Raw genomic sequence first — 17210 nt, 5'->3', positions numbered from 1 at the left:
GGCGACAACATCAAAATGGTTGTTACCCTGATCCACCCGATCGCGATGGACGACGGTCTGCGTTTCGCAATCCGTGAAGGCGGCCGTACTGTAGGTGCGGGCGTTGTTGCTAAAGTTCTGAGCTAATTACTCGTTAATTAGTTTTGAATTGAAAAGGGCGCTTAGGCGCCCTTTTTGCTGCCTGCTATTTAACTTCTGTAATATTTATTCGCATTTTCGCGAGCCCGGCCAGCATACAAACAGTATTGTGCTATTGTAATCATAACTATTCTCATTTACACTTTGCGCATAAATTGAACGGGAGCGATCATGTACGTTTGTTTGTGTAATGCGATAAGTGATAAAAAAATTCGTCAGGCTGTTCGCCAGTTTCACCCGCAATCCTTTCAGCAATTACGTAAATTTATTCCTGTTGGAAATCAATGCGGTAAATGCATTCGCGCTGCGCGTGAAGTGATGCAAGATGAGTTGACACAAATGCCAGAATTTAAAGAGATCGCCTAAGTCACACTCTTTTTTTTGACATCCCGGTAGCCCCATCTACGCTCTAAGAGTGGAAGCGGAGGGACTATAAAATGAAAGGTGATGTTAAAATCATAAATTATCTCAATAAACTATTGGGAAATGAGCTTGTCGCGATCAACCAGTATTTTCTCCATGCCCGAATGTTTAAAAACTGGGGACTGACTCGCCTTAATGATGTTGAGTACCATGAATCTATTGATGAGATGAAACACGCCGATAAATATATTGAGCGTATTTTATTTTTAGAAGGGCTCCCAAACTTACAGGACCTGGGTAAGTTGGGGATTGGCGAAGACGTTGAGGAGATGCTGCAATCAGATCTTCGACTTGAGCTGGATGGTGCGAAAGATTTACGCGAAGCCATTGCCTATGCCGATAGCGTTCATGACTATGTCAGTCGGGACATGATGATAGAGATCCTGATCGATGAAGAAGGGCATATTGACTGGCTCGAAACGGAGCTGGATCTGATTGGAAAACTGGGATTGCAAAATTACCTGCAGTCGCAAATTAAAGTCAGTGACTAAGCGGCCTGTAGCCGATTTATCCCGCCAATAATAAAACCCGCAGCCGCCAGATATGGTCCAAATGGCAGCGGGTTTTTTAGTCGCATTTTTCCGTGCCTGACACATTCAACTCCCATCATGCAGCAAGCTAAGCAAGCAGCCAGGAAGACCAAAAGTGGTAATGATTCCCACCGATGCCACGCACCCAGCGCGGCGAGGAATTTTACATCGCCATAGCCCAATCCTTCATACTTCCGTACCAGGCGATAGCTCCAGTAGATCAGAGAAAATGCGCAATAGCCTGCTATGGCTCCCCAAAGTGCGTCGGATAGCAGTGCCGGTTCACAGCACTGGTAGTAAAGAAGACCACACCAGAGAAGAGGACAAGTAAATTTGTCGGGTAATAACCCGGTGCGTAAATCCTCGAGCCAAAGTAGCCCGCATAATGAGATGTAGAGAAACAGAAAGGGGAGACCGGTGTACATGCGCGAATCCTCTGTAGAAAGAGACTCCACACTTAAGCAAACACGCCAGCCATACAAGGCCCGATCGCTCATTACGTTTGACTCCTTCCAAAAAAATTACGGTGTATAAAATCCCCTACAATCAAAGTGGAATAGCGTTCGCATTACCGGTTGAGTGATTAATATCTACGCGGCACTTGCGTAAGACTGAGATTTACGTATAATGCGCGGGCTTGTCTAATATTGACAGCGGTTCGATATGAGCCACCGGTACTGCGAAAGCGATACCAGACAATGTTCCCAATCGGGGAACTCTGTAAGAACGGTTACACTCTCCCATCAATCGTAATGGGTTTGAGGAGTAACTATTTCGTCTATAAAATAATTGGAGCTCTGGTCTCATGCAGAACCAAAGAATCCGTATCCGTTTGAAAGCGTTTGATCATCGTCTGATCGATCAATCAACCGCGGAAATCGTCGAGACTGCCAAGCGCACTGGTGCGCAGGTTCGTGGTCCGATCCCGCTGCCGACCCGCAAAGAGCGCTTTACCGTTCTGATCTCTCCGCACGTTAACAAAGACGCGCGTGATCAGTACGAAATTCGCACTCACAAGCGTCTGGTTGACATCGTTGAGCCAACTGAAAAAACCGTTGATGCTCTGATGCGTCTGGACCTGGCTGCCGGTGTAGACGTGCAGATCAGCCTGGGTTAATCAGGTCATCGAGCGATTGAGAGGTTGATACAATGATTGGTTTAGTCGGTAAAAAAGTGGGTATGACCCGCATCTTCACTGAAGATGGCGTATCTATCCCAGTAACCGTTATCGAAGTTGAAGCAAACCGCGTTACTCAGATCAAAGATCTGGCTAACGATGGCTATCGCGCTGTTCAGGTTACCACTGGTGCTAAAAAAGCTAACCGTGTAACCAAGCCGGAAGCTGGTCACTTTGCTAAAGCTGGCGTAGAAGCTGGCCGCGGCCTGTGGGAGTTCCGTCTGGCAGATGGTGAAGAATACACCGTTGGTCAGAACATTAGCGTTGAACTGTTTGCTGACGTTAAAAAAGTTGACGTAACCGGCACCTCTAAAGGTAAAGGTTTCGCAGGTACCGTTAAGCGCTGGAACTTCCGTACCCAGGACGCGACTCACGGTAACTCCTTGTCTCACCGCGTTCCGGGTTCTATCGGTCAGAACCAGACTCCGGGCAAAGTGTTCAAAGGCAAGAAAATGGCAGGTCAGATGGGTAACGAGCGTGTCACCGTTCAGAGCCTTGACGTAGTACGCGTTGACGCTGAGCGCAACCTGCTGCTGGTTAAAGGTGGTGTTCCGGGTGCGACCGGTTGCGACCTGATCGTTAAACCAGCTGTGAAGGCGTAAGGGGATAGCAATGGAATTAGTATTGAAAGACGCGCAGAGCGCGCTGACTGTTTCCGAAACTACCTTCGGTCGTGATTTCAACGAAGCGCTGGTTCACCAGGTTGTTGTTGCTTATGCAGCTGGTGCTCGTCAGGGTACTCGTGCTCAGAAGACTCGTGCTGAAGTAACTGGTTCAGGCAAAAAGCCGTGGCGCCAGAAAGGTACCGGCCGTGCGCGTTCAGGTTCTATCAAGAGCCCGATCTGGCGTTCCGGTGGCGTAACCTTCGCTGCTCGCCCGCAGGACCACAGTCAAAAAGTTAACAAAAAGATGTACCGCGGCGCGCTGAAAAGCATTCTGTCCGAACTGGTACGTCAGGATCGTCTGATCGTTGTCGAATCATTCTCTGTAGAAGCGCCTAAAACTAAGCTGCTGGCACAGAAACTGAAAGACATGGCTCTGGAAGATGTGCTGATCATCACCGGTGAGCTGGACGAAAACCTGTTCCTGGCTGCGCGCAACCTGCACAAGGTTGACGTACGCGATGCAACTGGTATCGACCCGGTTAGCCTGATCGCCTTCGACAAAGTCGTAATGACTGCTGATGCTGTTAAGCAAGTTGAGGAGATGCTGGCATGATTCGTGAAGAACGTTTGCTGAAGGTGCTGCGTGCACCGCACGTTTCTGAAAAAGCGTCTGCTGCGATGGAAAAAACCAATACCATCGTTCTCAAAGTTGCTAAAGACGCGACCAAAGCAGAAATCAAAGCTGCTGTGCAGAAACTGTTTGAAGTCGAAGTCGAAGTCGTTAACACCCTGGTTGTTAAAGGGAAGGTTAAACGTCACGGACAGCGTATCGGTCGTCGTAGCGACTGGAAAAAAGCTTACGTCACCCTGAAGGAAGGCCAGAATCTGGACTTCGTCGGCGGCGCTGAGTAAGTCGGAGGAGTAATACAATGGCAGTTGTTAAATGTAAACCGACATCTCCGGGTCGTCGCCACGTCGTTAAAGTGGTCAACCCAGAGCTGCACAAGGGCAAACCTTTTGCTCCGCTGGTTGAAAAAAACAGCAAATCCGGTGGTCGTAACAACAATGGCCGCATCACTACTCGTCACATCGGTGGTGGTCATAAGCAGGCTTATCGTATCGTTGACTTCAAACGCAACAAAGACGGTATCCCGGCAATTGTTGAACGTCTTGAGTACGATCCGAACCGTTCCGCGAACATCGCGCTGGTTCTGTACAAAGACGGCGAACGTCGTTACATCCTGGCCCCTAAAGGCCTGAAAGCTGGCGACCAGGTTCAATCTGGCGTTGATGCTGCAATCAAAGCAGGTAACACCCTGCCGATGCGCAATATCCCGGTTGGTTCTACCGTTCATAACGTAGAAATGAAACCAGGTAAAGGCGGTCAGCTGGCACGTTCCGCTGGTACTTACGTTCAGATCGTTGCTCGTGATGGTGCTTATGTCACCCTGCGTCTGCGTTCTGGTGAAATGCGTAAAGTCGAAGCAGACTGCCGTGCAACTCTGGGCGAAGTTGGCAATGCTGAGCATATGCTGCGCGTTCTGGGTAAAGCAGGTGCTGCACGCTGGCGTGGTGTTCGTCCTACCGTTCGCGGTACTGCGATGAACCCAGTCGATCACCCACATGGTGGTGGTGAAGGTCGTAACTTTGGTAAGCACCCGGTAACTCCGTGGGGCGTTCAGACCAAAGGTAAGAAGACCCGCAGCAACAAGCGTACTGATAAATTCATCGTACGTCGCCGTAGCAAATAATTTTAGAGGATAAGCCATGCCACGTTCTCTCAAGAAAGGTCCTTTTATTGACCTGCACTTGCTGAAGAAGGTAGAGAAAGCGGTGGAAAGCGGAGACAAGAAGCCCCTGCGCACTTGGTCCCGTCGTTCAACGATCTTTCCTAACATGATCGGTTTGACCATCGCTGTCCATAATGGTCGTCAGCACGTTCCGGTATTTGTTTCCGACGAAATGGTCGGTCACAAACTGGGTGAATTCGCACCGACTCGTACTTATCGCGGCCATGCTGCTGATAAAAAAGCGAAGAAGAAATAAGGTAGGAGGAAGAGATGGAAACTTTAGCTCAACATCGCCATGCTCGTTCTTCTGCTCAGAAGGTTCGCCTTGTTGCAGACCTTATTCGCGGTAAGAAAGTGTCGCAGGCTCTGGATATTCTGACCTACACCAATAAGAAAGCGGCTGTATTGGTTAAGAAAGTCCTGGAATCTGCCATTGCTAACGCTGAACACAACGATGGCGCTGACATTGACGATCTGAAAGTTACGAAAATTTTCGTAGACGAAGGCCCGAGCATGAAGCGCATTATGCCGCGTGCAAAAGGTCGTGCAGATCGCATCCTGAAGCGCACCAGCCACATTACTGTGGTTGTGTCCGATCGCTGAGACTCTGGAGACTAGCAATGGGTCAGAAAGTACATCCTAATGGTATTCGCCTGGGTATTGTAAAACCATGGAATTCAACCTGGTTTGCGAACACCAAAGAATTCGCTGACAACCTGGACAGCGATTTTAAAGTACGTCAGTACCTGACTAAGGAACTGGCTAAAGCGTCTGTATCTCGTATCGTTATCGAGCGTCCGGCTAAGAGCATCCGTGTGACCATTCACACCGCTCGCCCGGGTATCGTTATCGGTAAGAAAGGCGAAGACGTAGAAAAACTGCGCAAAGTCGTAGCTGATATTGCTGGCGTACCTGCCCAGATCAATATCGCCGAAGTGCGTAAGCCTGAACTGGACGCAAAATTGGTTGCTGACAGCATCACTTCTCAGCTGGAACGTCGCGTTATGTTCCGTCGTGCTATGAAGCGTGCTGTACAGAACGCAATGCGTCTGGGCGCTAAAGGTATTAAAGTTGAAGTTAGCGGCCGTCTGGGCGGCGCGGAAATCGCACGTACCGAATGGTACCGCGAAGGTCGCGTACCTCTGCACACTCTGCGTGCTGACATCGACTACAACACCTCTGAAGCGCACACCACTTACGGTGTAATCGGCGTTAAGGTATGGATCTTCAAAGGCGAGATCCTGGGTGGTATGGCTGCTGTTGAACAACCGGAACCGGCTGCTCAACCTAAAAAGCAGCAGCGTAAAGGCCGTAAATAAGGAGCGTCGCTGATGTTACAACCAAAGCGTACAAAATTCCGTAAAATGCACAAAGGCCGTAACCGCGGTCTGGCGCAGGGTACGGATGTTAGCTTCGGCAGCTTCGGTCTGAAAGCTGTTGGCCGTGGTCGTCTGACTGCCCGTCAGATCGAAGCAGCACGTCGTGCTATGACCCGTGCAGTTAAGCGTCAAGGTAAGATCTGGATCCGTGTATTCCCGGACAAACCGATCACTGAAAAGCCGCTGGCAGTGCGTATGGGTAAAGGTAAAGGTAACGTGGAGTATTGGGTTGCCTTGATTCAGCCGGGTAAAGTCCTGTATGAAATGGACGGTGTACCGGAAGAGCTGGCCCGTGAAGCATTCAAGCTGGCAGCAGCGAAACTGCCGATTAAAACCACCTTTGTAACTAAGACGGTGATGTAATGAAAGCAAAAGAGCTGCGTGAGAAGAGTGTTGAAGAGCTGAACACCGAGCTGCTGAATCTGCTGCGTGAGCAGTTCAACCTGCGTATGCAGGCTGCAAGTGGCCAGCTGCAACAGTCTCACCTGTTGAAGCAAGTGCGTCGTGATGTCGCACGCGTTAAGACTTTACTGACTGAGAAGGCGGGTGCGTAATGACCGATAAAATCCGTACTCTGCAAGGTCGCGTTGTTAGCGACAAAATGGAGAAATCCATTGTTGTTGCTATCGAACGTTTTGTGAAACACCCGATCTACGGTAAATTCATCAAGCGTACGACCAAACTGCACGTACATGACGAGAACAACGAATGCGGTACTGGTGACGTGGTTGAAATCCGCGAATGCCGTCCGCTGTCCAAGACTAAGTCCTGGACGCTGGTTCGCGTTGTAGAGAAAGCTGTTCTGTAATAGAGTATGCATTCTCAACGAATAAACGGCTCAGCGATGAGCCGTTTATTTTTTCTACCCATATCGTTGAAGCGGTGTTATAATGCCGCGCCCCCGATATGGGGCTTTTTAACGACCTGATTTTCGGGTCTCAGTAGTAGTTGACATTAGCGGAGCACTAAAATGATCCAAGAACAGACTATGCTGAACGTCGCCGACAACTCCGGTGCACGTCGCGTAATGTGTATCAAGGTTCTGGGTGGCTCGCACCGTCGCTACGCAGGCGTAGGCGACATCATCAAGATCACCATCAAGGAAGCAATTCCGCGTGGTAAGGTCAAAAAAGGTGATGTGCTGAAGGCGGTAGTGGTGCGCACCAAGAAGGGTGTTCGTCGCCCGGACGGTTCTGTCATTCGCTTCGATGGTAATGCATGCGTTATTTTAAACAATAACAGCGAGCAACCTATCGGTACGCGTATTTTTGGGCCGGTAACTCGTGAACTTCGTAACGAGAAGTTCATGAAAATTATCTCTCTGGCACCAGAAGTACTCTAAGGAGCGAATCATGGCAGCGAAGATCCGTCGTGATGACGAAGTTATCGTGTTAACCGGTAAAGATAAAGGTAAACGCGGTAAAGTAAAAAATGTCCTGTCTTCCGGCAAGGTCATTGTTGAAGGTATCAACCTGGTTAAGAAACATCAGAAGCCGGTTCCGGCCCTGAACCAACCAGGCGGCATTGTAGAGAAAGAAGCAGCTATTCAGATCTCTAACCTTGCTATCTTCAACGCGGCAACCGGCAAGGCTGACCGTGTAGGCTTTAGATTCGAAGACGGCAAAAAAGTCCGTTTCTTCAAGTCTAACAGCGAAACTATCAAGTAATTTGGAGTAGTACGATGGCGAAACTGCATGATTACTACAAAGACGAAGTAGTCGCTAAACTCATGACTGAGTTTAACTACAATTCTGTCATGCAAGTCCCTCGGGTCGAGAAGATCACCCTGAACATGGGTGTTGGTGAAGCGATCGCTGACAAGAAACTGCTGGATAACGCAGCAGCTGATCTGACAGCAATCTCCGGTCAAAAACCGCTGATCACCAAAGCACGCAAATCTGTTGCAGGCTTCAAAATCCGTCAGGGCTATCCGATCGGCTGTAAAGTAACTCTGCGTGGCGAACGCATGTGGGAGTTCTTTGAGCGCCTGATCACTATTGCTGTTCCACGTATCCGTGACTTCCGTGGCTTGTCCGCTAAGTCTTTCGACGGTCGTGGTAACTACAGCATGGGTGTCCGTGAGCAGATCATCTTCCCAGAAATCGACTACGATAAAGTCGACCGCGTGCGTGGTTTGGATATTACCATTACCACTACTGCGAAATCTGACGAAGAAGGCCGTGCTCTGCTGGCTGCCTTTGACTTCCCGTTCCGCAAGTAAGGTAGGGTTACTGAATGGCTAAGCAATCAATGAAAGCACGCGAAGTTAAGCGCGTAGCTTTAGCTGATAAGTACTTCGCAAAACGCGCTGAACTGAAAGCTATCATCTCTGATGTGAACGCGACCGACGAAGATCGTTGGAACGCAGTTCTGAAGCTGCAGTCTCTGCCGCGTGATTCCAGCCCGTCTCGTCAGCGTAACCGCTGCCGTCAAACTGGTCGTCCGCACGCTTTCCTGCGGAAGTTCGGGTTGAGCCGTATTAAGGTCCGTGAAGCCGCTATGCGCGGTGAAATTCCGGGTCTTAAAAAGGCTAGCTGGTAATTGTCACCAATTGAATCACGGGAGTAAAGACAGATGAGCATGCAAGATCCGATCGCGGATATGCTGACCCGTATCCGTAACGGTCAGGCCGCGAATAAAGCTGCGGTCACCATGCCTTCCTCCAAGCTGAAAGTGGCAATTGCCAACGTGCTGAAGGAAGAAGGTTTTATTGAAGATTTTAAAGTTGAAGGCGACACCAAGCCGGAACTGGAACTTACTCTTAAGTATTTCCAGGGTAAAGCTGTTGTAGAAAGCATTCAGCGTGTCAGTCGCCCAGGTCTGCGCATTTATAAGCGTAAAGACGAGCTGCCAAAAGTTATGGCAGGCATGGGTATCGCAGTTGTTTCTACCTCTAAAGGTGTTATGACTGATCGTGCAGCGCGCCAAGCTGGTCTTGGTGGCGAAATTATCTGCTACGTAGCCTAATCGGAGGAAAAAATGTCTCGTGTTGCTAAAGCACCGGTCGTTATTCCTGCCGGCGTTGATGTAAAAATCAACGGTCAGGTTATTACGATCAAAGGTAAAAACGGCGAGCTGACTCGTACTCTCAACGATGCTGTTGAAGTTAATCATGCAGATAATGCACTGACCTTCGGTCCGCGTGATGGTTACGTAGATGGTTGGGCTCAGGCTGGCACCGCGCGTGCCCTGCTGAACTCAATGGTTGTCGGTGTTACCGAAGGCTTCACTAAGAAGCTGCAGCTGGTTGGTGTAGGTTACCGCGCAGCGGTCAAAGGGAATGTAGTAAACCTGGCTTTAGGTTTCTCTCATCCAGTTGATCATGAGCTGCCGGCAGGTATTACTGCAGAATGTCCGTCCCAGACTGAAATCGTGCTGAAAGGCGCTGATAAACAGCTGATCGGTCAGGTTGCAGCAGATCTGCGCGCCTACCGTCGTCCTGAGCCTTATAAAGGCAAGGGTGTTCGTTACGCCGACGAAGTCGTGCGTACCAAAGAGGCTAAGAAGAAGTAAGGTAACACTATGGATAAGAAATCTGCTCGTATCCGTCGTGCGACCCGCGCACGCCGCAAGCTCCAGGAGCTGGGTGCAACTCGCCTGGTGGTACATCGTACCCCGCGTCATATTTACGCACAGGTAATTGCACCGAACGGTTCTGAAGTTCTGGTAGCTGCTTCTACTGTAGAAAAAGCTATCGCTGAACAATTGAAGTACACCGGTAACAAAGACGCTGCTGCAGCTGTAGGTAAAGCTGTTGCTGAACGCGCTCTGGAAAAAGGCATCAAAGATGTATCCTTTGACCGTTCCGGGTTCCAATATCATGGTCGTGTCCAGGCACTGGCAGATGCTGCCCGTGAAGCTGGCCTTCAGTTCTAAGGTAGAGGTGTAAGATGGCTCACATCGAAAAACAAGCTGGCGAACTGCAGGAAAAGCTGATCGCGGTTAACCGCGTATCTAAAACCGTTAAAGGTGGTCGTATTTTCTCCTTCACAGCTCTGACTGTAGTTGGCGATGGTAACGGTCGCGTAGGTTTTGGTTACGGTAAAGCGCGTGAAGTTCCAGCAGCGATCCAGAAAGCGATGGAAAAAGCCCGTCGCAATATGATTAACGTCGCGCTGAACCACGGCACCCTGCAGCACCCGGTTAAGGGTACTCACACGGGTTCTCGTGTCTTCATGCAGCCGGCTTCCGAAGGTACCGGTATCATCGCCGGTGGTGCAATGCGCGCCGTTCTGGAAGTCGCTGGAGTTCGTAACGTTCTGGCTAAAGCGTATGGTTCCACCAACCCGATTAACGTGGTTCGTGCAACTATCGATGGTTTGGAAAATATGAAATCTCCGGAAATGGTCGCTGCCAAGCGTGGTAAATCCGTTGAAGAAATTCTGGGGAAATAAACCATGGCAAAGACTATTAAAATTACTCAAACCCGCAGTGCAATCGGTCGTCTGCCGAAACACAAGGCAACGCTGCTTGGCCTGGGTCTGCGTCGTATTGGTCACACCGTAGAACGCGAGGATACTCCTGCTGTTCGTGGTATGGTCAACGCGGTTTCCTTCATGGTTAAAGTTGAGGAGTAAGAGATGCGTTTAAATACTCTGTCTCCGGCCGAAGGCTCTAAAAAAGCGGCTCGCCGCCTGGGTCGTGGTATCGGTTCTGGCCTCGGTAAAACCGGTGGTCGTGGTCACAAAGGTCAGAAGTCTCGTTCTGGCGGTGGCGTACGTCGCGGTTTCGAAGGTGGTCAGATGCCTCTGTACCGTCGTCTGCCGAAATTCGGCTTCACTTCACGTAAATCAGCGATCACAGCCGAAGTTCGTCTGTCTGACCTGGCTAAAGTTGAAGGCGGTGTTGTAGACCTGAATACGCTGAAAGCAGCAAACATTATCGGTATCCAGATCGAGTTCGCGAAAGTGATCTTGGCTGGTGAAGTCACTACTCCGGTAACTGTTCGTGGCCTGCGTGTTACTAAAGGCGCTCGTGCTGCTATCGAAGCTGCTGGCGGTAAAATCGAGGAATAAGTAGCAGATGGCTAAACAACCGGGATTAGATTTTCAAAGTGCCAAAGGTGGCTTAGGCGAGCTGAAACGCAGACTGCTGTTTGTTATCGGCGCGCTGATTGTGTTCCGTATTGGCTCTTTCATTCCGATCCCTGGTATTGATGCCGCTGTACTTGCCAAACTGCTTGAGCAACAGCGAGGCACCATCATTGAAATGTTTAACATGTTCTCTGGTGGTGCTCTCAGCCGTGCTTCTATCTTTGCTCTGGGGATCATGCCGTATATTTCGGCGTCGATCATTATCCAGCTGCTGACGGTGGTTCATCCAACGCTGGCAGAAATTAAGAAAGAAGGGGAGTCTGGTCGTCGTAAGATCAGCCAGTACACCCGCTACGGTACTCTGGTGCTGGCGATATTCCAGTCGATCGGTATTGCTACCGGTCTACCGAATATGCCTGGTATGCAGGGCCTGGTAATGAATCCAGGCTTTGCATTCTATTTCACCGCTGTTGTAAGTCTGGTCACAGGGACTATGTTCCTGATGTGGTTGGGCGAACAGATTACTGAGCGTGGTATCGGTAACGGTATCTCAATCATTATCTTCGCCGGTATTGTCGCGGGACTCCCGCCAGCCATTGCCCATACTATCGAGCAAGCGCGTCAAGGCGACCTGCACTTCCTCGTGTTGCTGTTGGTTGCAGTATTAGTATTTGCAGTGACGTTCTTTGTTGTATTTGTTGAGCGTGGTCAACGCCGCATTGTGGTAAACTACGCGAAACGTCAGCAAGGTCGTCGTGTCTATGCTGCACAGAGCACACATTTACCGCTGAAAGTGAATATGGCCGGGGTTATCCCAGCAATCTTCGCTTCCAGTATTATTCTGTTCCCGGCGACCATCGCGTCATGGTTCGGGGGCGGTACTGGTTGGAACTGGCTGACAACAATTTCGCTGTATTTGCAGCCTGGGCAACCGCTTTATGTGTTACTCTATGCGTCTGCAATCATCTTCTTCTGTTTCTTTTACACGGCGTTGGTTTTCAACCCGCGTGAAACAGCAGATAACCTGAAGAAGTCCGGTGCATTTGTACCAGGAATTCGTCCGGGAGAGCAAACGGCGAAGTATATCGATAAAGTAATGACCCGCCTGACTTTGGTTGGTGCGCTTTACATTACCTTTATCTGCCTGATCCCGGAGTTCATGCGTGATGCAATGAAAGTACCGTTCTACTTCGGTGGGACCTCACTGCTTATCGTTGTTGTCGTGATTATGGACTTTATGGCTCAAGTGCAAACTCTGATGATGTCAAGTCAGTATGAGTCTGCATTGAAGAAGGCGAATCTGAAAGGCTACGGCCGTTAACAGTCGCCCGAGAAGTTACGGAGAGTAAAAATGAAAGTTCGTGCTTCCGTCAAGAAATTATGCCGTAACTGCAAAATCGTTAAGCGTGATGGTGTCATCCGTGTGATTTGCAGTGCCGAGCCGAAGCATAAACAGCGCCAAGGCTGATTTATTCGCATATTTTTCTTGCAAAGTTGGGTTGAGCTGGCTAGATTAGCCAGCCAATCTTTTGTATGTCTGTGCGTTTCCATTTGAGTATCCTGAAAACGGGCTTTTCAGCATGGTGCGTACATATTAAATAGTAGGAGTGCATAGTGGCCCGTATAGCAGGCATTAACATTCCTGATCAGAAACATGCTGTGATCGCATTAACTTCGATCTATGGCGTCGGCAAGACCCGTTCTAAGGCCATTCTGGCTGCAGCGGGTATCGCTGAAGATGTTAAGATCAGTGAGCTGTCTGAAGAACAAATCGACACGCTGCGTGACGAAGTTGCCAAATTTGTCGTTGAAGGTGATCTGCGCCGTGAAGTTAGCATGAGCATCAAGCGCCTTATGGACCTTGGTTGCTATCGCGGTTTGCGTCATCGTCGTGGTCTCCCGGTTCGCGGTCAGCGTACCAAGACCAACGCACGTACCCGTAAGGGTCCGCGCAAACCGATCAAGAAATAATCGGGGTGATTGAATAATGGCAAAGGCACCAATTCGTGCACGTAAACGTGTAAGAAAACAAGTCTCTGACGGCGTGGCTCATATCCATGCTTCTTTTAACAACACCATCGTTACCATTACTGATCGTCAGGGTAACGCACTGGGTTGGGCAACAGCCGGTGGTTCCGGTTTCCGTGGTTCTCGCAAATCCACTCCGTTTGCAGCTCAGGTTGCAGCAGAGCGTTGCGCTGAAGCCGTAAAAGAATACGGTATCAAGAATCTGGAAGTTATGGTCAAAGGACCGGGTCCAGGTCGCGAATCTACTGTTCGTGCTCTGAACGCCGCTGGTTTCCGCATCACTAATATTACTGATGTGACTCCGATCCCTCATAACGGTTGTCGTCCGCCGAAAAAACGTCGCGTATAACGCTGTCGTTTCTAGGATTGTTGGAGAAAGAAAATGGCAAGATATTTGGGTCCTAAGCTCAAGCTGAGCCGTCGTGAGGGCACTGACTTATTCCTTAAGTCTGGCGTTCGCGCGATCGATACCAAGTGTAAAATTGAACAAGCTCCTGGCCAGCACGGTGCGCGTAAACCGCGTCTGTCTGACTATGGTGTGCAGTTGCGTGAAAAGCAAAAAGTTCGCCGTATCTACGGTGTGCTGGAGCGTCAGTTCCGTAACTACTACAAAGAAGCAGCTCGTCTGAAAGGCAACACCGGTGAAAACCTGTTGGGTCTGCTGGAAGGTCGTCTGGACAACGTTGTATACCGTATGGGCTTCGGTGCCACTCGTGCAGAAGCACGCCAGCTGGTCAGCCATAAAGCAATTATGGTAAACGGTCGTGTTGTTAACATCGCTTCTTATCAGGTTAGTCCGAATGACGTTGTTAGCATTCGTGAGAAAGCGAAGAAGCAGTCTCGCGTGAAAGCCGCTCTGGAGCTGGCTGAGCAGCGTGAAAAGCCAACCTGGCTGGAAGTTGATGCTGGCAAGATGGAAGGTACGTTCAAGCGTAAGCCGGAGCGTTCTGATCTGTCTGCGGACATTAACGAACACCTGATCGTCGAGCTTTACTCCAAGTAAAGCTTAGTACCAAAGAGAGGACACAATGCAGGGTTCTGTGACAGAGTTTCTAAAACCGCGCCTGGTAGATATCGAGCAACTGAGTTCGACGCACGCCAAGGTGACCCTTGAGCCTTTAGAGCGTGGCTTTGGCCATACTTTGGGTAACGCACTGCGCCGTATTCTGCTCTCATCGATGCCGGGTTGTGCGGTGACCGAGGTTGAGATTGATGGTGTACTACATGAGTACAGCACCAAAGAAGGCGTTCAGGAAGATATCCTGGAAATCCTGCTCAACCTGAAAGGGCTGGCGGTGAGAGTTCAGGGTAAAGATGATGTTATTCTTACCTTGAATAAATCTGGCATTGGCCCTGTGACTGCAGCCGATATCACCCATGATGGTGATGTCGAAATCGTCAAGCCGCAGCACGTGATCTGCCACCTGACCGATGAGAACGCATCTATTAGCATGCGTATCAAAGTTCAGCGCGGTCGTGGTTATGTGCCGGCTTCTACCCGAATTCATTCGGAAGAAGATGAGCGCCCAATCGGTCGTCTGCTGGTCGACGCATGCTATAGCCCTGTAGAGCGTATTGCCTACAATGTTGAAGCAGCGCGTGTAGAACAGCGTACTGACCTGGACAAGCTGGTCATCGAAATGGAAACCAATGGCACAATCGATCCTGAAGAGGCGATTCGTCGTGCGGCGACCATTCTGGCTGAACAACTTGAAGCTTTCGTTGATTTACGTGATGTACGTCAGCCGGAAGTGAAAGAAGAGAAACCAGAATTCGATCCGATCCTGCTGCGCCCTGTTGACGATCTGGAATTGACTGTCCGCTCTGCTAACTGCCTCAAAGCAGAAGCTATCCACTATATCGGTGATCTGGTACAGCGTACTGAGGTTGAGCTTCTTAAGACGCCTAACCTTGGTAAAAAATCTCTTACTGAGATTAAAGACGTGCTGGCTTCCCGTGGACTGTCTCTGGGCATGCGCCTGGAAAACTGGCCACCGGCAAGCATCGCTGACGAGTAACCGGATCACAGGTTAAGGTTTTACTGAGAAGGATAAGGTCATGCGCCATCGTAAGAGTGGTCGTCAACTGAACCGCAACAGCAGCCATCGCCAGGCTATGTTCCGCAATATGGCAGGTTCACTGGTTCGTCATGAGATCATCAAGACGACCCTGCCTAAAGCGAAAGAGCTGCGCCGCGTAGTTGAGCCGCTGATTACTCTTGCCAAGACTGATAGCGTAGCTAATCGTCGTCTGGCATTCGCCCGTACTCGTGATAACGAGATCGTGGCAAAACTGTTTAACGAGCTGGGCCCGCGTTTCGCGAGCCGCGCCGGTGGTTACACTCGCATTCTGAAGTGTGGCTTCCGTGCAGGCGACAACGCGCCGATGGCATACATCGAGCTGGTTGATCGCTCTGAATCGAAAGCAGAAGCTGCTGCAGAGTAATCTGTAGTAACGTAAAAAAACCCGCCCCGGCGGGTTTTTTTATATCCGCAGTATTCCCACCTATCTGCTCGAGCAGTACTCTTTTTGTTCATCCCCTGGAGTATTATATGTGGTTACTGGACCAGTGGGCGGAGCGTCATATCCATGATGCGCAGGCCAAAGGCGAGTTTGATGATTTACCGGGTACAGGTGAGCCGCTTGTCCTGGATGATGATTCTCATATTTCACCTGAGTTACGAGCCGGGTACAGACTCTTAAAAAATTCGGGCTGCCTTCCTCCAGAACTTGAGCAGCGTAGAGAAGCAATCCGGCTGCTTGATATCCTCGCGGGAATTCGTAAAGATGACCCTCGGCATGAGGAGATAAGCCGACGTCTTTCGCTTCTTGAACTTAAACTTCGACAGGCTGGACTTAGCACCGAGTTTTTACATGGAAACTATGCAGACAAACTACTGCATAAGATTAGTCATGATTAGCGGAGGCACTATGTATCGTATTGGCGAATTAGCAAAACTGGCGGACGTTACACCGGATACCATCCGCTACTATGAAAAGCAGCAGATGATGGAACATGTGGAACGTACTGAAGGTGGATTCCGGCTTTATACAGAAAGCGATCTCCAGCGTCTTAAATTTATTCGTTATGCCCGACAGCTGGGGTTTACGCTTGAATCGATCCGCGAGTTACTCTCGATCCGTATCGATCCTGAGCATCATACCTGTCAGGAGTCAAAGGGGATCGTCCAGGAAAGATTAAAAGAGGTCGAAGCCCGAATTGCTGAACTTCAGGCGATGCAGCGTTCGCTACAGCGATTGAACGATGCGTGCTGTGGCATGGCGCATAGCAGCGTGTACTGTTCTATTCTGGAAGCGCTTGAGCAAGGTGCTAGCGGAACGAAATCAGGCTGTTGATTTATTGAACGCAGAGATCTACACTCGCGGCGTAAATTATCACACACTGGAGAGATTATGAGTCGTTATCAGCATACGAAAGGGCAGATAAAGGACAACGCTATTGAGGCACTTCTGCATGACCCGCTATTCAGACAGCGTGTTGAGAAAAATAAGAAAGGGAAAGGAAGTTATCAACGTAGAGGCAAACAAGGCAATCGGGGTAACTGGGAGGCCAGTGGCAAAAAAGTGAATCACTTTTTTACCACTGGCCTTCTTGTTTCAGCGAACGCTTAGGAACGGTTGTTCTGTTCTTTCAGCAGGTCACGAATTTCACTCAGCAACACTTCTTCTTTTGATGGGGCTGGCGGTGCTGCAGGCTCTTCAGCCTTTTTACGATTCAGTCGGTTGATTAGCTTGATTGCCATAAAGATAGCAAAGGCAACAATAATGAAATCAAAAACATTCTGAATAAACATGCCGTAATGCATAACGACCGCCGGGATATCTCCTTGCGCATCGCGTAACGTTAAAGCAAACTGTTTAAAATCAATCCCACCAATTAACAATCCCAATGGTGGCATGATGATGTCGGCAACCAGTGACGAAACAATCTTACCGAATGCCGCACCAATAATGACACCCACTGCCAAATCTACAACATTCCCGCGCATCGCGAATTCGCGAAACTCTTTAATAATGCTCATTTTATTCTCCCTATGCAGCTGACGTTTATAAGTTTAACAAATGTTTAAGCAATTTCCATTTATG

36 protein-coding genes are annotated in these 17210 nt (G+C 49.6%); 34 read left to right on the top strand and 2 right to left on the bottom strand.

What is annotated here, in order from left to right:
* The 3 genes from JQ822_RS23895 to bfr all read left to right on the top strand — a co-directional run.
* Nucleotides 1-126 (top strand): EF-Tu C-terminal domain-related protein (locus JQ822_RS23895; RefSeq protein ID WP_072107453.1); only part of this gene is annotated, 126 nt, incomplete at its 5' end.
* A 183-nt stretch (nt 127-309) separates the two neighbouring features.
* Nucleotides 310-504, top strand: coding sequence for a bacterioferritin-associated ferredoxin (bfd, locus tag JQ822_RS23890; RefSeq protein ID WP_003031111.1), 195 nt, complete (start codon nt 310-312; stop codon nt 502-504).
* A gap of 71 nt (nt 505-575) precedes the next feature.
* Entirely contained in the window at nt 576-1052 is a 477-nt protein-coding gene (gene bfr / locus JQ822_RS23885) for a bacterioferritin (protein ID WP_213135446.1), read from the top strand.
* Here the strand turns inward: bfr and JQ822_RS23880 are convergent.
* The gene (locus JQ822_RS23880) at nt 1049-1516 is read right to left on the bottom strand and encodes a prepilin peptidase (RefSeq protein WP_213135447.1); all 468 of its coding nucleotides are present in this window, start codon (nt 1514-1516) and stop codon (nt 1049-1051) included. The two genes, bfr and JQ822_RS23880, sit on opposite strands and share 4 nt — an antisense overlap.
* A gap of 380 nt (nt 1517-1896) precedes the next feature.
* Between JQ822_RS23880 and rpsJ the strand changes: the two genes are divergently transcribed.
* The 31 genes from rpsJ to arfA all read left to right on the top strand — a co-directional run bounded on the left by rpsJ (nt 1897) and on the right by arfA (nt 16736).
* Nucleotides 1897-2208 carry a 30S ribosomal protein S10 gene (gene rpsJ, locus JQ822_RS23875; RefSeq protein ID WP_001181005.1) on the top strand — a complete coding sequence of 104 codons (312 nt, stop codon included), beginning with the start codon at nt 1897-1899 and terminating at the stop codon, nt 2206-2208.
* A 32-nt stretch (nt 2209-2240) separates the two neighbouring features.
* Nucleotides 2241-2870: a 50S ribosomal protein L3 gene (gene rplC / locus JQ822_RS23870; protein WP_096759318.1), complete on the top strand. Its 630-nt coding sequence runs from the start codon at nt 2241-2243 to the stop codon at nt 2868-2870.
* Nucleotides 2871-2880: 10 nt separating this feature from the next.
* A complete protein-coding gene (gene rplD / locus JQ822_RS23865) occupies nt 2881-3486 on the top strand; it encodes a 50S ribosomal protein L4 (protein WP_003031119.1) in 606 nt (201 codons plus the stop codon).
* A complete protein-coding gene (rplW, locus tag JQ822_RS23860) occupies nt 3483-3785 on the top strand; it encodes a 50S ribosomal protein L23 (protein WP_004868363.1) in 303 nt (100 codons plus the stop codon). The genes rplD and rplW overlap by 4 nt, the downstream gene beginning before the upstream one ends.
* Before the next feature lie 17 nt (nt 3786-3802).
* Entirely contained in the window at nt 3803-4624 is an 822-nt protein-coding gene (rplB, locus tag JQ822_RS23855; RefSeq protein WP_038634702.1) for a 50S ribosomal protein L2, read from the top strand.
* Nucleotides 4625-4640: 16 nt separating this feature from the next.
* Nucleotides 4641-4919, top strand: coding sequence for a 30S ribosomal protein S19 (gene rpsS / locus JQ822_RS23850; RefSeq protein WP_001138115.1), 279 nt, complete (start codon nt 4641-4643; stop codon nt 4917-4919).
* Between the two features lie 14 nt (nt 4920-4933).
* Nucleotides 4934-5266 carry a 50S ribosomal protein L22 gene (rplV, locus tag JQ822_RS23845; protein WP_000448832.1) on the top strand — a complete coding sequence of 111 codons (333 nt, stop codon included), beginning with the start codon at nt 4934-4936 and terminating at the stop codon, nt 5264-5266.
* Between the two features lie 17 nt (nt 5267-5283).
* Nucleotides 5284-5982, top strand: coding sequence for a 30S ribosomal protein S3 (gene rpsC, locus JQ822_RS23840; RefSeq protein ID WP_006817277.1), 699 nt, complete (start codon nt 5284-5286; stop codon nt 5980-5982).
* Nucleotides 5983-5994: 12 nt separating this feature from the next.
* Entirely contained in the window at nt 5995-6405 is a 411-nt protein-coding gene (rplP, locus tag JQ822_RS23835; RefSeq protein ID WP_000941212.1) for a 50S ribosomal protein L16, read from the top strand.
* The gene (rpmC, locus tag JQ822_RS23830; protein WP_000644742.1) at nt 6405-6596 is read left to right on the top strand and encodes a 50S ribosomal protein L29; all 192 of its coding nucleotides are present in this window, start codon (nt 6405-6407) and stop codon (nt 6594-6596) included. Before rplP ends, rpmC begins: the two co-directional genes overlap by 1 nt.
* Nucleotides 6596-6850, top strand: coding sequence for a 30S ribosomal protein S17 (gene rpsQ, locus JQ822_RS23825; protein WP_003031120.1), 255 nt, complete (start codon nt 6596-6598; stop codon nt 6848-6850). The genes rpmC and rpsQ overlap by 1 nt, the downstream gene beginning before the upstream one ends.
* Before the next feature lie 162 nt (nt 6851-7012).
* Nucleotides 7013-7384: a 50S ribosomal protein L14 gene (gene rplN, locus JQ822_RS23820; protein WP_000613954.1), complete on the top strand. Its 372-nt coding sequence runs from the start codon at nt 7013-7015 to the stop codon at nt 7382-7384.
* A gap of 10 nt (nt 7385-7394) precedes the next feature.
* On the top strand, nt 7395-7709 hold the full coding sequence (gene rplX / locus JQ822_RS23815; protein ID WP_003031122.1) for a 50S ribosomal protein L24: 315 nt from the start codon (nt 7395-7397) through the stop codon (nt 7707-7709).
* A gap of 14 nt (nt 7710-7723) precedes the next feature.
* Nucleotides 7724-8263, top strand: a complete 540-nt coding sequence (gene rplE, locus JQ822_RS23810) for a 50S ribosomal protein L5 (RefSeq protein WP_003031123.1) — start codon at nt 7724-7726, stop codon at nt 8261-8263.
* Between the two features lie 14 nt (nt 8264-8277).
* The gene (gene rpsN / locus JQ822_RS23805; RefSeq protein ID WP_045448294.1) at nt 8278-8583 is read left to right on the top strand and encodes a 30S ribosomal protein S14; all 306 of its coding nucleotides are present in this window, start codon (nt 8278-8280) and stop codon (nt 8581-8583) included.
* 33 nt (nt 8584-8616) lie between these two features.
* Complete coding sequence (gene rpsH, locus JQ822_RS23800) at nt 8617-9009, top strand: 30S ribosomal protein S8 (RefSeq protein ID WP_003031127.1); 393 nt, start codon at nt 8617-8619, stop codon at nt 9007-9009.
* Nucleotides 9010-9021: 12 nt separating this feature from the next.
* Entirely contained in the window at nt 9022-9555 is a 534-nt protein-coding gene (gene rplF, locus JQ822_RS23795; RefSeq protein WP_213135445.1) for a 50S ribosomal protein L6, read from the top strand.
* Between the two features lie 9 nt (nt 9556-9564).
* Nucleotides 9565-9918 carry a 50S ribosomal protein L18 gene (gene rplR, locus JQ822_RS23790; RefSeq protein WP_000358960.1) on the top strand — a complete coding sequence of 118 codons (354 nt, stop codon included), beginning with the start codon at nt 9565-9567 and terminating at the stop codon, nt 9916-9918.
* A 14-nt stretch (nt 9919-9932) separates the two neighbouring features.
* Nucleotides 9933-10436 carry a 30S ribosomal protein S5 gene (rpsE, locus tag JQ822_RS23785; RefSeq protein ID WP_003031131.1) on the top strand — a complete coding sequence of 168 codons (504 nt, stop codon included), beginning with the start codon at nt 9933-9935 and terminating at the stop codon, nt 10434-10436.
* Between the two features lie 3 nt (nt 10437-10439).
* Complete coding sequence (rpmD, locus tag JQ822_RS23780) at nt 10440-10619, top strand: 50S ribosomal protein L30 (protein WP_001140434.1); 180 nt, start codon at nt 10440-10442, stop codon at nt 10617-10619.
* A gap of 3 nt (nt 10620-10622) precedes the next feature.
* The gene (gene rplO, locus JQ822_RS23775) at nt 10623-11057 is read left to right on the top strand and encodes a 50S ribosomal protein L15 (RefSeq protein ID WP_096759320.1); all 435 of its coding nucleotides are present in this window, start codon (nt 10623-10625) and stop codon (nt 11055-11057) included.
* A 7-nt stretch (nt 11058-11064) separates the two neighbouring features.
* Entirely contained in the window at nt 11065-12396 is a 1332-nt protein-coding gene (gene secY, locus JQ822_RS23770) for a preprotein translocase subunit SecY (protein WP_001118864.1), read from the top strand.
* 30 nt (nt 12397-12426) lie between these two features.
* Entirely contained in the window at nt 12427-12543 is a 117-nt protein-coding gene (rpmJ, locus tag JQ822_RS23765; RefSeq protein WP_000868187.1) for a 50S ribosomal protein L36, read from the top strand.
* Nucleotides 12544-12689: 146 nt separating this feature from the next.
* Complete coding sequence (gene rpsM / locus JQ822_RS23760; protein ID WP_003031135.1) at nt 12690-13046, top strand: 30S ribosomal protein S13; 357 nt, start codon at nt 12690-12692, stop codon at nt 13044-13046.
* Nucleotides 13047-13062: 16 nt separating this feature from the next.
* Nucleotides 13063-13452, top strand: coding sequence for a 30S ribosomal protein S11 (gene rpsK / locus JQ822_RS23755; protein WP_003031137.1), 390 nt, complete (start codon nt 13063-13065; stop codon nt 13450-13452).
* Nucleotides 13453-13485: 33 nt separating this feature from the next.
* Nucleotides 13486-14106, top strand: coding sequence for a 30S ribosomal protein S4 (rpsD, locus tag JQ822_RS23750; protein ID WP_003031138.1), 621 nt, complete (start codon nt 13486-13488; stop codon nt 14104-14106).
* A 25-nt stretch (nt 14107-14131) separates the two neighbouring features.
* Nucleotides 14132-15121: a DNA-directed RNA polymerase subunit alpha gene (locus JQ822_RS23745; protein ID WP_096755434.1), complete on the top strand. Its 990-nt coding sequence runs from the start codon at nt 14132-14134 to the stop codon at nt 15119-15121.
* A 40-nt stretch (nt 15122-15161) separates the two neighbouring features.
* Entirely contained in the window at nt 15162-15548 is a 387-nt protein-coding gene (gene rplQ, locus JQ822_RS23740) for a 50S ribosomal protein L17 (RefSeq protein ID WP_001216372.1), read from the top strand.
* Between the two features lie 107 nt (nt 15549-15655).
* A complete protein-coding gene (locus JQ822_RS23735) occupies nt 15656-16024 on the top strand; it encodes a DnaJ family domain-containing protein (RefSeq protein ID WP_213135444.1) in 369 nt (122 codons plus the stop codon).
* 10 nt (nt 16025-16034) lie between these two features.
* Nucleotides 16035-16460 carry a Zn(2+)-responsive transcriptional regulator gene (gene zntR, locus JQ822_RS23730; protein ID WP_213135443.1) on the top strand — a complete coding sequence of 142 codons (426 nt, stop codon included), beginning with the start codon at nt 16035-16037 and terminating at the stop codon, nt 16458-16460.
* A 57-nt stretch (nt 16461-16517) separates the two neighbouring features.
* Complete coding sequence (arfA, locus tag JQ822_RS23725) at nt 16518-16736, top strand: alternative ribosome-rescue factor ArfA (protein WP_213135442.1); 219 nt, start codon at nt 16518-16520, stop codon at nt 16734-16736.
* Here arfA and mscL read toward each other — a convergent pair.
* The gene (mscL, locus tag JQ822_RS23720; RefSeq protein WP_213135441.1) at nt 16733-17146 is read right to left on the bottom strand and encodes a large-conductance mechanosensitive channel protein MscL; all 414 of its coding nucleotides are present in this window, start codon (nt 17144-17146) and stop codon (nt 16733-16735) included. The genes arfA and mscL overlap by 4 nt on opposite strands.
* Between the last annotated feature and the right edge of the window lie 64 nt (nt 17147-17210).

The sequence above is a fragment of the Citrobacter sp. FP75 genome, assembly GCF_018342065.1.
Classification (GTDB): Bacteria; Pseudomonadota; Gammaproteobacteria; order Enterobacterales; family Enterobacteriaceae; genus Citrobacter.
Note: the sequence above shows the minus strand (reverse complement) of the source record. Positions and strands in the feature narration are given on the sequence as shown.

What these genes read in the sequence shown, in the direction of transcription:
- bfd (WP_003031111.1), top strand. Translation starts at nt 310, where the DNA reads ATGTACGTTTGTTTGTGTAATGCGATAAGTGATAAAAAAATTCGTCAG.
- bfr (WP_213135446.1), top strand. Translation starts at nt 576, where the DNA reads ATGAAAGGTGATGTTAAAATCATAAATTATCTCAATAAACTATTGGGA.
- JQ822_RS23880 (WP_213135447.1), bottom strand. Translation starts at nt 1,516, where the DNA reads ATGTACACCGGTCTCCCCTTTCTGTTTCTCTACATCTCATTATGCGGG.
- rpsJ (WP_001181005.1), top strand. Translation starts at nt 1,897, where the DNA reads ATGCAGAACCAAAGAATCCGTATCCGTTTGAAAGCGTTTGATCATCGT.
- rplC (WP_096759318.1), top strand. Translation starts at nt 2,241, where the DNA reads ATGATTGGTTTAGTCGGTAAAAAAGTGGGTATGACCCGCATCTTCACT.
- rplD (WP_003031119.1), top strand. Translation starts at nt 2,881, where the DNA reads ATGGAATTAGTATTGAAAGACGCGCAGAGCGCGCTGACTGTTTCCGAA.
- rplW (WP_004868363.1), top strand. Translation starts at nt 3,483, where the DNA reads ATGATTCGTGAAGAACGTTTGCTGAAGGTGCTGCGTGCACCGCACGTT.
- rplB (WP_038634702.1), top strand. Translation starts at nt 3,803, where the DNA reads ATGGCAGTTGTTAAATGTAAACCGACATCTCCGGGTCGTCGCCACGTC.
- rpsS (WP_001138115.1), top strand. Translation starts at nt 4,641, where the DNA reads ATGCCACGTTCTCTCAAGAAAGGTCCTTTTATTGACCTGCACTTGCTG.
- rplV (WP_000448832.1), top strand. Translation starts at nt 4,934, where the DNA reads ATGGAAACTTTAGCTCAACATCGCCATGCTCGTTCTTCTGCTCAGAAG.
- rpsC (WP_006817277.1), top strand. Translation starts at nt 5,284, where the DNA reads ATGGGTCAGAAAGTACATCCTAATGGTATTCGCCTGGGTATTGTAAAA.
- rplP (WP_000941212.1), top strand. Translation starts at nt 5,995, where the DNA reads ATGTTACAACCAAAGCGTACAAAATTCCGTAAAATGCACAAAGGCCGT.
- rpmC (WP_000644742.1), top strand. Translation starts at nt 6,405, where the DNA reads ATGAAAGCAAAAGAGCTGCGTGAGAAGAGTGTTGAAGAGCTGAACACC.
- rpsQ (WP_003031120.1), top strand. Translation starts at nt 6,596, where the DNA reads ATGACCGATAAAATCCGTACTCTGCAAGGTCGCGTTGTTAGCGACAAA.
- rplN (WP_000613954.1), top strand. Translation starts at nt 7,013, where the DNA reads ATGATCCAAGAACAGACTATGCTGAACGTCGCCGACAACTCCGGTGCA.
- rplX (WP_003031122.1), top strand. Translation starts at nt 7,395, where the DNA reads ATGGCAGCGAAGATCCGTCGTGATGACGAAGTTATCGTGTTAACCGGT.
- rplE (WP_003031123.1), top strand. Translation starts at nt 7,724, where the DNA reads ATGGCGAAACTGCATGATTACTACAAAGACGAAGTAGTCGCTAAACTC.
- rpsN (WP_045448294.1), top strand. Translation starts at nt 8,278, where the DNA reads ATGGCTAAGCAATCAATGAAAGCACGCGAAGTTAAGCGCGTAGCTTTA.
- rpsH (WP_003031127.1), top strand. Translation starts at nt 8,617, where the DNA reads ATGAGCATGCAAGATCCGATCGCGGATATGCTGACCCGTATCCGTAAC.
- rplF (WP_213135445.1), top strand. Translation starts at nt 9,022, where the DNA reads ATGTCTCGTGTTGCTAAAGCACCGGTCGTTATTCCTGCCGGCGTTGAT.
- rplR (WP_000358960.1), top strand. Translation starts at nt 9,565, where the DNA reads ATGGATAAGAAATCTGCTCGTATCCGTCGTGCGACCCGCGCACGCCGC.
- rpsE (WP_003031131.1), top strand. Translation starts at nt 9,933, where the DNA reads ATGGCTCACATCGAAAAACAAGCTGGCGAACTGCAGGAAAAGCTGATC.
- rpmD (WP_001140434.1), top strand. Translation starts at nt 10,440, where the DNA reads ATGGCAAAGACTATTAAAATTACTCAAACCCGCAGTGCAATCGGTCGT.
- rplO (WP_096759320.1), top strand. Translation starts at nt 10,623, where the DNA reads ATGCGTTTAAATACTCTGTCTCCGGCCGAAGGCTCTAAAAAAGCGGCT.
- secY (WP_001118864.1), top strand. Translation starts at nt 11,065, where the DNA reads ATGGCTAAACAACCGGGATTAGATTTTCAAAGTGCCAAAGGTGGCTTA.
- rpmJ (WP_000868187.1), top strand. Translation starts at nt 12,427, where the DNA reads ATGAAAGTTCGTGCTTCCGTCAAGAAATTATGCCGTAACTGCAAAATC.
- rpsK (WP_003031137.1), top strand. Translation starts at nt 13,063, where the DNA reads ATGGCAAAGGCACCAATTCGTGCACGTAAACGTGTAAGAAAACAAGTC.
- rpsD (WP_003031138.1), top strand. Translation starts at nt 13,486, where the DNA reads ATGGCAAGATATTTGGGTCCTAAGCTCAAGCTGAGCCGTCGTGAGGGC.
- JQ822_RS23745 (WP_096755434.1), top strand. Translation starts at nt 14,132, where the DNA reads ATGCAGGGTTCTGTGACAGAGTTTCTAAAACCGCGCCTGGTAGATATC.
- rplQ (WP_001216372.1), top strand. Translation starts at nt 15,162, where the DNA reads ATGCGCCATCGTAAGAGTGGTCGTCAACTGAACCGCAACAGCAGCCAT.
- JQ822_RS23735 (WP_213135444.1), top strand. Translation starts at nt 15,656, where the DNA reads ATGTGGTTACTGGACCAGTGGGCGGAGCGTCATATCCATGATGCGCAG.
- zntR (WP_213135443.1), top strand. Translation starts at nt 16,035, where the DNA reads ATGTATCGTATTGGCGAATTAGCAAAACTGGCGGACGTTACACCGGAT.
- arfA (WP_213135442.1), top strand. Translation starts at nt 16,518, where the DNA reads ATGAGTCGTTATCAGCATACGAAAGGGCAGATAAAGGACAACGCTATT.
- mscL (WP_213135441.1), bottom strand. Translation starts at nt 17,146, where the DNA reads ATGAGCATTATTAAAGAGTTTCGCGAATTCGCGATGCGCGGGAATGTT.